Source organism: Profundibacter sp. (assembly GCF_056498605.1).
This window is the reverse complement of sequence record NZ_JBSMEZ010000062.1, coordinates 35,251-42,802: the sequence shown is the minus strand read 5'-3', so window position 1 is coordinate 42,802 and position 7,552 is coordinate 35,251. Positions and strand designations below refer to the sequence as shown.

Sequence of the window (7,552 nt, the reverse complement as noted above, 5' to 3'; positions counted from 1 at the left end):
GTCCATTGATTATCTGTTAAAACCGTTCGTATCAAAGCTGCTCTCCTTTTGTTTGCAACATTGAATCAGAACTTAAACAGAATGGGAATCCCTAAACGTCAACAGGCCCTATGCCTCGCGCCTATTCTTTCACTATTCGAACAATCAGCCGTTTCCGCCCAGCAATTGATCCATCGTCACCGATGGCTGGTCACAACCGGAATCCCCAATAATTTTAGCAGGCACACCCGCCACAGTTTTACGCGCCGGAACATCGTGCAATACGACCGATCCCGCCGCAATCCGCGAACAGTCTCCAATGTCGATATTGCCCAACACTTTGGCCCCCGCGCCAATCAAAACACCATTGCCAATCTTGGGGTGTCGGTCATCATCTTCCTTGCCCGTGCCACCCAGCGTCACCGAGTGCAGCATTGATACATTGTTACCGACTACAGCCGTTTCGCCAATGACAATTGAATGGGCATGGTCGATCATGATCCCCTGCCCGATCTTAGCTGCGGGGTGAATATCTATCCCGAATACTTCAGATATCCGCATCTGGAAAAAATACGCCATGTCGCGCCGTCCATTTCCCCACAACCAGTGACCAATGCGATAGGCCTGTATTGCTTGAAAGCCTTTGAAATACAGCAGTGGTTGCAACAGGCGGTGGCACGCCGGATCGCGTTCAAAAACCGCCACCAAATCGGCCCGTGCCATCTGCCCCAATTCAGGCGATGTCTCATACGCCTCATCCGTAATTTCACGCAAAATCTGCTCTGACATCTCGCCTGATGCCAATTTCAACGACACACGATACGCCAAGGCCCGTTCCAGCGTCGGGTGGTGCAGAACCGATGAATGTATCAGCCCCCCCAATAGCGGCTCGTTCTGAACTGCCTCGGTTGCCTCACTGCAAATCCGCTCCCAGACCGGATCGACTTCTACCAATTTCGTGCGCGCATTTTTCATCATTGTATCCTTGGTGCCTGTCTTGCTTTATAACAGATAGGCACCGCACGCCAAGATGAAAGCCCTGATTGATGGTATTCACAAAATGAATAATAAGCAGCTTGGCCATTTTCACAGTCTACTGAAAGACTTGCGCAAAACACTCCTCTTGCAAGATCACATCGCACAGGACAGCCAGAAAACCGTGATGCTCGATCAGCAATCCGTTGGTCGCCTTAGCCGCATGGACGCTTTACAACAGCAGGCGATGGCCAAGGCCACACAAACGCGGCGCAGTCAGCAATCCTTGCGTATTGACGCCGCTTTTGCCCGTATAAATGATGGTGAATACGGCTATTGCACCAATTGCGGCGAGGATATTCCCCTTAAACGGCTGGAACTTGATCCAACTGTGCCGACCTGTATAACCTGCGCGGCCGGTTGAATGCCGCCCGCTCGCTTCGCCATAGGATCAGCGTCTCGAACACCACAACCAGACAGCGGCAATAGTCGGGATCATCCAGAAACGGCTCGCGCATCAATGGACGCCCCATTGCCACCGCCATCAGGCTGCCATTCCCCCAGACAGGATGCCCCCGCCCCAATCGTTTGCGAAACTGGTCCGCAACACTTGCCTGCTCCAACAATTGGCGCATCATGGCACGGCGATCCATTTTTGGCACCTGCAACAGCACACGCGCGGCAGCTATAACATCCCCATGCAAAACGGGACGCACAACCTAGCTCGCAACCTCGATCTGCTCAAATACGCCAGGCCCAAACCGGTTCGATATCTGTGCAACGGCAATCTGGAACGGGGCCACCACCCCATCTGCCACCTGATCTGCCGCCAAATAGGTCCACTCTTCAGCCACCACCGTATCCTCTCGCAGTACAGTCACCCCGTCCATCACCCGCACCAGATAACTTTCGCCAGTCTCGCCCAATGGCACCTCGACCGACTCCCAGCTATCCCCGTCAATCCGTGTGCGTCGTACCCACGACACCGCAATATCCGCACCAACATCGCCCAGCGCGTTCAGGTGACTTGGCGAATAGGGCCGTAACCCGATCCCCTGAAACGCCGCCTGAATATGCATATATGAAGGATCATCATAACTGCGCGCCGCAGGGCCAATCCGGTAATGACGTGACAATCCGCGCTCACTGGTGGCCAGTTCAATCTGCTCGGGAACCCCGTTCAGCAACACAAACTGGCTGCCCACCGGCCATTCCACCGGCATTATCCCGTCCGATCCGACCTGACCGCGCAACCGCAAAGTCAGATCGTAGGTGTCAGGTGCGACCAATGTTGCATCAGCAAACTGGAACAACTCCCAATTGTCCGACGTTCCATCACCAATCGCTGCCAAATTGGCCCCGTTTAATACTTCGGCCCAACTGGCCGATGATAAATCCCCGCCAAATACCATCACCCGTAGAGCCGCCCCTCGGTCCTTCAAGGCGGGCAATGCAGCAGCCATAGATGTCTCGGTCACACCAATAACCGATGATGCCTCGACCAAACGGTTCAACCCATATCCGTCATCTGTCGCCGAACTGTATACCGCAACAGGACCAGGCCACGGCGTAGCCGTGATCGCCACATGCGGTGCATGCTCCACCTCGTCACCACGCATCAACGGCAGATCCAGAAATAATGGATAGGCCGGAACCGCAGGCGTAAACGCCCGCACAGTGCCCTCCTCCTCGACCCTGTCACTTGGCAGGTAAACCCCCGCCTCGACCCGAACCGCCTCGATCATCTGCGCGCCGGCCTGCTCCACATGGTCCAGCCGGTATAACGCCTTGCCATCCTCATTAGGCAGCCGCACCACATCCCCCGCGCCCAGCGCCAGTTCCGACAGTGGCAAAGCAAACCGCGCCCCGTCCCGCGCAATTCGCGATTCAGCCAACCAGCGCTCCACTACGGCCCGCCCTTCGGTGGCCGTCAGCGCCAATGGCAATTCCGATTGCGAAACCGCGAATGTCGCCTCGTCCGGAAAAACAGCTTCGGTTGCCCGAACCTCATAATCACCGTTTGCATCCACATAATTCAGACGGATACGCCCGGCCACTTCGGCCGCAGGTGCCCGCAATGTCTCGATCAACCCGCTGGCTTCTGCCACCACAGCCAGTTTTTCGGCTGGAACCACCGCCGTTTCCCGCCCGTCACGGTTTTTGAATATCAAAACCCCGTCGCGCTCCACCGCATCAAACCCATATGCCAGCATCAATGGCTGCAAAGCAGTACGCGCCCCGTCAACCCCGGATACTGTGTAGCCGCGAACATAGCCGAACAAACGGCTCACATCATACTGCTCCACACCGGATCGCTCGCATATTTCAGCGACCACCGACGCCAAAGAGCGCGCCGCCGTGCGCCCGTTCAACCAATGGCCTCGTGCATAGTTTTCGCCGTCGTTCCACAGTTCCTGGTTGTTAGGAAAATACGGAAATGGTCGCGCATCCCACGCCCAGACATGCGCATGCCCCATATCCAGCATCTGCACATCCGTTTCATCATGCACAGGATTGTTTTCGGGTGCTGCCCAGAATTGCGCCATCGCCCGCAAATACTGCATCTGGATCAATTCATCCCGCGTGCCATCCGAATACCGCGGCAGGCTGGACTCCGATGATTTCGGGTCAACAAATTTGTTCGGCTCATTGGTGCCCTTATCAACCGCAGCACAGCCCAATTCAGTAAACCAGATCGGCTTTGATCCCGCTTCCCACGCTGTCGGGCTACTCTGGCGAAGCCCGCCAATGCGTTCGTGGTGTGAACTCAACCACCAACTTTTGATGTCCTTAAACCGATAAATCCACGGCTCCCCGTGCTCAACATCCGTAATCGGGGTGCGAATTTGCGCCTCGCGGGATTCTGGCGAATGGTAATACCAATCATACCCTTCCCCCCCCATGATGTTCGACTTCAGATAATCCAGATTGTAAATCGCACCCGCATCTGCATCCAGATGCTCATACCCCTTGCGCCAATCCGACAGCGGCATATAGTTGTCGATCCCGATAAAGTCGATGTTCACATCGGCCCACAGCGCATCCAGATGGAACAACCGGTCATTGCTGCCATCCTGCGGCTGATAGCCGTAATACTCGGACCAGTCCGCCGCATATGAAATCTTGGTGCCCGCCCCCAGTATGCTGCGCACATCCGCCGCCAGCACACGCAACGCCTCGACTACAGGAAAACTACCGCCAGCCCCCCTGATTTGTGTTAACCCGCGCAATTCAGACCCGATCAGAAACGCCTCGACCCCACCCGCAGCGGCACACAGATGCGCATAGTGCAGCACAAAGCGCCGGTACGACCACTCCGCAGGCCCGCTATAGGAAACCCCGTTCGTAGAAGACGTGAAATCCCCTACCACCGCCGTCCCGAAAAACGCCGCGACCTCGAAATCCGCACCTGCGGTTCCGTCAGGTGATCCACCCTGCCCCGGCGCCGCCGACAATGTGATCCGCCCACGCCAAGGCAGCGCAGGTTGCCCCGCCTCCCCAGTATAAGGGTCCCACTTTGTGTTCCCCTCCAACTGATCCATCAGGATAAAGGGATAGAAAACCACCCCCTTGCCCGCATCATTCATATGCACAATCGCCTCAAACACCGATTTATCCGTCGGCGTGCCCCCATAAACGGATCGCCCGTCAACCTTGGCAATCTCCGCAGCCGCCCCGCGCGAAACCCCCGACACACTCCAAGGCATGCCAGTCCCATCATCCACCTTTTGCTCAACCTTCGGCTGGATGCTGCACGCCTCACAGCGCAAATCATCCCCGAACCACGACACCACCAATGAAACCGACCCGCAATTGGGCAACTCCTCGCCCAACGCCTCAAACGACGTCACAAAATCCGTTTTGCCCGATGGGGTGTTCATATTCGCTGTGCGGTTCACCCCGAACCCCGCCGAATAATGCACAGGCGTCGTTGCCAATGCATATTCACCCGTTCCAGGGATCAACGCCACCGCCTGAACCGCCTGCGCAATATCACCCTCATCTGCGTCCTGTGCAGGACGCAATACCTCAAAGGTAAACTGCGGTATCCGGTTGCCAAACTGCCCCATCGGCAAATCTTCCAACATCACATAGGCAATCCCGCGATAGGCAGGGGCCAATCCTGCCCCCTCGACCGCCTCAATCTTCGGATCCGGCATCTGGTCCTCAGACCCGGAATAAACCCGCATATTCAGATCATCCCGCGCAATCTCGATCCCGTCGGCCCAAACACGGCCCACCCGTGTGATCTCGCCCTCGCACAGCGCAATCGCCAGATTGACGGTGTAGCTAAAGGCGGTAGTCTTGGATTTGCTCGGCGCCCCCTTGCCCCCGCCCGTCGTGGTGCTGCTTTCTTCAAACTGTGACGCCCAGATCACCTGCCCGCCAATACGCATACGGCCGTATACCTGCCCGACAGACGCCCCCTCGGATGCCCCCGTCAGCCGGAACCGATCCACCTGCCCCGTTTCCACGGCTTGCGACCCTGCCCCCATGATCCGCTGGTCCAGCACCCGTCCCAGCGTCGCCCCCACAGCACGGCCAATCACCGCACTCGACAGCCCCAGAACAGCGCCGCCAACAGACGCACCCGCCGCAAAACCGATCGATGATAAAACAATAGTCGCCATCAGAGCCCCTCCTCGGGAAACGCAAATCGCGCCACAATGCGGCGCTGCCACGGGGTGCTCAGGGGGCTCTCAACCACCCCGTGCCCCGTATAGGCATGAATAAAAGTCGGGGTTGGGCCAACCCGGCCCGCTATCCCCAAATGCTTGGCAATGCCACCGGCCCGCATGCGAAACAGCAGCAAGTCACCAACAGCTGCCCCCTGCTGCACCAGCAAATGACGTAGTGCCGCCCGCCACAGACGCTCCTCACCCTGTGGCTCGGACCAATCCGACGTATAGGCTGGCACCGCTTCCGGCTCTTCGCCATACAGCTCGCGCCACACCCCACGCAGCAGCCCCAGACAATCTGCCCCCGCCCCCTTGGCCGAGGCCTGATGCCGATACGGCGTGCCAATCCAGCCCCGCGCCAGCGTGGCCACATGCTCCCCGACATCTGCCATCAGTTCAGGCTCCCGCCATTATTGACTCCACTGCGCGTCGGATAAGACATCAACCAGTCTTCACCCGGAATGTCCGGAAACCCGCGATAATTCAGGAAATTGTTAAATTTCAAACGGCAGGTCATAGCCCTCTTGTCACACCCCGCCTCAATACGCACCAAATCACCCGTTGTAATGTCGGCACGCAGGCCCTCCCACAGCTCGATCACCCGATGATCATCCGTCACGCGGTCATTCTTGATCAACCCGACCAACCCGACGGCAGCGCCGCTTAAGACCTCAAAGCGCCCGTATTCAAACCAGCGTGGGTCAAACCCAGCCATATCGGCAAACCGGAAAACACGCTCATCCTCGACCAATTCGACAGGCAGTTCCGTCACATAGCCCGGCACATCAAATGCAAACCGGCAATCCTTGTCTCCCAATACCGCTGTGCAAGGCTTCTGATACACCCGCCCCTGCGGCTGGTTCAGCGCCTCGGTCAACCCGCGCAGCTCTGCCTGAAACGCGCCACCACTGCGCTGCAACTCGCCAATCGTGCCGCGAAACTGCAAAGCGCGCTGGTCCAGATCAACCCAGTTCACCAACCACGCCCGCACCTCGGCCCCGTCAAACCGGCCCGCCGCAATATCCTCTTCGGTGATCGACGAATCCGACAGCGCCCCCAGCGCCTCGGTGTTGTCCACTGCCAAACCCGAAGTCTGCTGCAATGCCTTAGCCGTCAGACCAGTATCGGCCTTGAACTCGACACCCTCGAACGAAAGCGCCAGATCGTGATCAGTGAACCCGAACACCGACCCGTCACGGCGTACCACGGCCCAGCATCGGCACACAGTGGTAATCCCCGTGGCCAGATGCGCCTGAAACTCTGTTGAAAGCGCCATCAGACCCGCACCTCCACCACAGGCACATTGGGCACTTGCCCCGCCTGGAAACTGGCAACCGATGTCTGGATCCGGTCAGTGTCAAACCGCACTGGCACATCAAATTCAAAACCTGCCGTGACTTCAACACCCTCGTCCGGCGGATGATCAAAGGTGACCATGCCGGTGGTCGTATCCACATCAAAATGGATGGCCTCCTGCAATTGATCCCCCTGAATACCCACCTTCACTGAGCCCGCCACAGGCTTGGTGATCGGGCGCACATATACACCTTCGCCCGATGCATAAGTCTTGTTCAAAGCAAACGCCGCCGTCACCCCGTCACCGATTGCAAATACCTGATCCTCGAAATACGGATCAACCGAAGCCTTGCCCGACTTGAAATCCGCCCAGTCCTTCCAGCGAAATCCGAATAACTGACCCTGCCGCGCCTCGAAAAACGCGATCATCAGCTCCACATCATCCAGTGACCGCATACCCAATCCCGCGTCATAGCGGCGGCGGGAATGGGACCAGGGGGTGTTGCGCTCCTCAAACCCGTTGGCCAGCGTCACAACCTCGGTGCGCCGCTCTGGGCCACCAATTGACCCGAAACTTAAACTGGCCGGAAACCTTATTTCGTGAAAACCCATAGCACTGCCCT

The 7,552-nt window shown here is 57.6% G+C and carries 7 protein-coding genes; 1 reads left to right on the top strand and 6 read right to left on the bottom strand.

Translation table 11 applies throughout. From position 1 onward, the window contains the following. Window positions 1-144: 144 nt before the first annotated feature. Window positions 145-954: a serine O-acetyltransferase gene (gene cysE, locus ACWB12_RS06565; RefSeq protein ID WP_479529262.1), complete on the bottom strand. Its 810-nt coding sequence runs from the start codon at window positions 952-954 to the stop codon at window positions 145-147. 85 nt (window positions 955-1,039) lie between these two features. On the opposite strand from cysE, the gene ACWB12_RS06560 reads away from it, so the two are divergent. Next, entirely contained in the window at window positions 1,040-1,378 is a 339-nt protein-coding gene (locus tag ACWB12_RS06560; RefSeq protein WP_479529261.1) for a TraR/DksA family transcriptional regulator, read from the top strand. On the opposite strand, the gene ACWB12_RS06555 is transcribed toward ACWB12_RS06560, so the two are convergent. Genes ACWB12_RS06555 through ACWB12_RS06535 form a run of 5 tightly spaced genes read right to left on the bottom strand, consistent with a single transcriptional unit; the run spans window position 1,320 to window position 7,541 of the window. Next, window positions 1,320-1,670, bottom strand: coding sequence for a DUF7742 family protein (locus ACWB12_RS06555; RefSeq protein WP_479529260.1), 351 nt, complete (start codon window positions 1,668-1,670; stop codon window positions 1,320-1,322). The two genes, ACWB12_RS06560 and ACWB12_RS06555, sit on opposite strands and share 59 nt — an antisense overlap. A gap of 3 nt (window positions 1,671-1,673) precedes the next feature. After that, complete coding sequence (locus ACWB12_RS06550) at window positions 1,674-5,585, bottom strand: baseplate multidomain protein megatron (protein WP_479529259.1); 3,912 nt, start codon at window positions 5,583-5,585, stop codon at window positions 1,674-1,676. After that, a complete protein-coding gene (locus ACWB12_RS06545; protein ID WP_479529258.1) occupies window positions 5,585-6,025 on the bottom strand; it encodes an NlpC/P60 family protein in 441 nt (146 codons plus the stop codon). The genes ACWB12_RS06550 and ACWB12_RS06545 overlap by 1 nt, the downstream gene beginning before the upstream one ends. Further along, window positions 6,025-6,909 carry a DUF2163 domain-containing protein gene (locus ACWB12_RS06540; RefSeq protein ID WP_479529257.1) on the bottom strand — a complete coding sequence of 295 codons (885 nt, stop codon included), beginning with the start codon at window positions 6,907-6,909 and terminating at the stop codon, window positions 6,025-6,027. The genes ACWB12_RS06545 and ACWB12_RS06540 overlap by 1 nt, the downstream gene beginning before the upstream one ends. Then, window positions 6,909-7,541, bottom strand: coding sequence for a phage distal tail protein, Rcc01695 family (locus tag ACWB12_RS06535; RefSeq protein WP_479529256.1), 633 nt, complete (start codon window positions 7,539-7,541; stop codon window positions 6,909-6,911). The genes ACWB12_RS06540 and ACWB12_RS06535 overlap by 1 nt, the downstream gene beginning before the upstream one ends. Between the last annotated feature and the right edge of the window lie 11 nt (window positions 7,542-7,552).

Coding starts and splice junctions, on each gene's coding strand:
- cysE (WP_479529262.1), bottom strand. CDS start 954: ATGAAAAATGCGCGCACGAAATTGGTAGAAGTCGATCCGGTCTGGGAG.
- ACWB12_RS06535 (WP_479529256.1), bottom strand. CDS start 7,541: ATGGGTTTTCACGAAATAAGGTTTCCGGCCAGTTTAAGTTTCGGGTCA.
- ACWB12_RS06545 (WP_479529258.1), bottom strand. CDS start 6,025: ATGGCAGATGTCGGGGAGCATGTGGCCACGCTGGCGCGGGGCTGGATT.
- ACWB12_RS06550 (WP_479529259.1), bottom strand. CDS start 5,585: ATGGCGACTATTGTTTTATCATCGATCGGTTTTGCGGCGGGTGCGTCT.
- ACWB12_RS06560 (WP_479529261.1), top strand. CDS start 1,040: ATGAATAATAAGCAGCTTGGCCATTTTCACAGTCTACTGAAAGACTTG.
- ACWB12_RS06540 (WP_479529257.1), bottom strand. CDS start 6,909: ATGGCGCTTTCAACAGAGTTTCAGGCGCATCTGGCCACGGGGATTACC.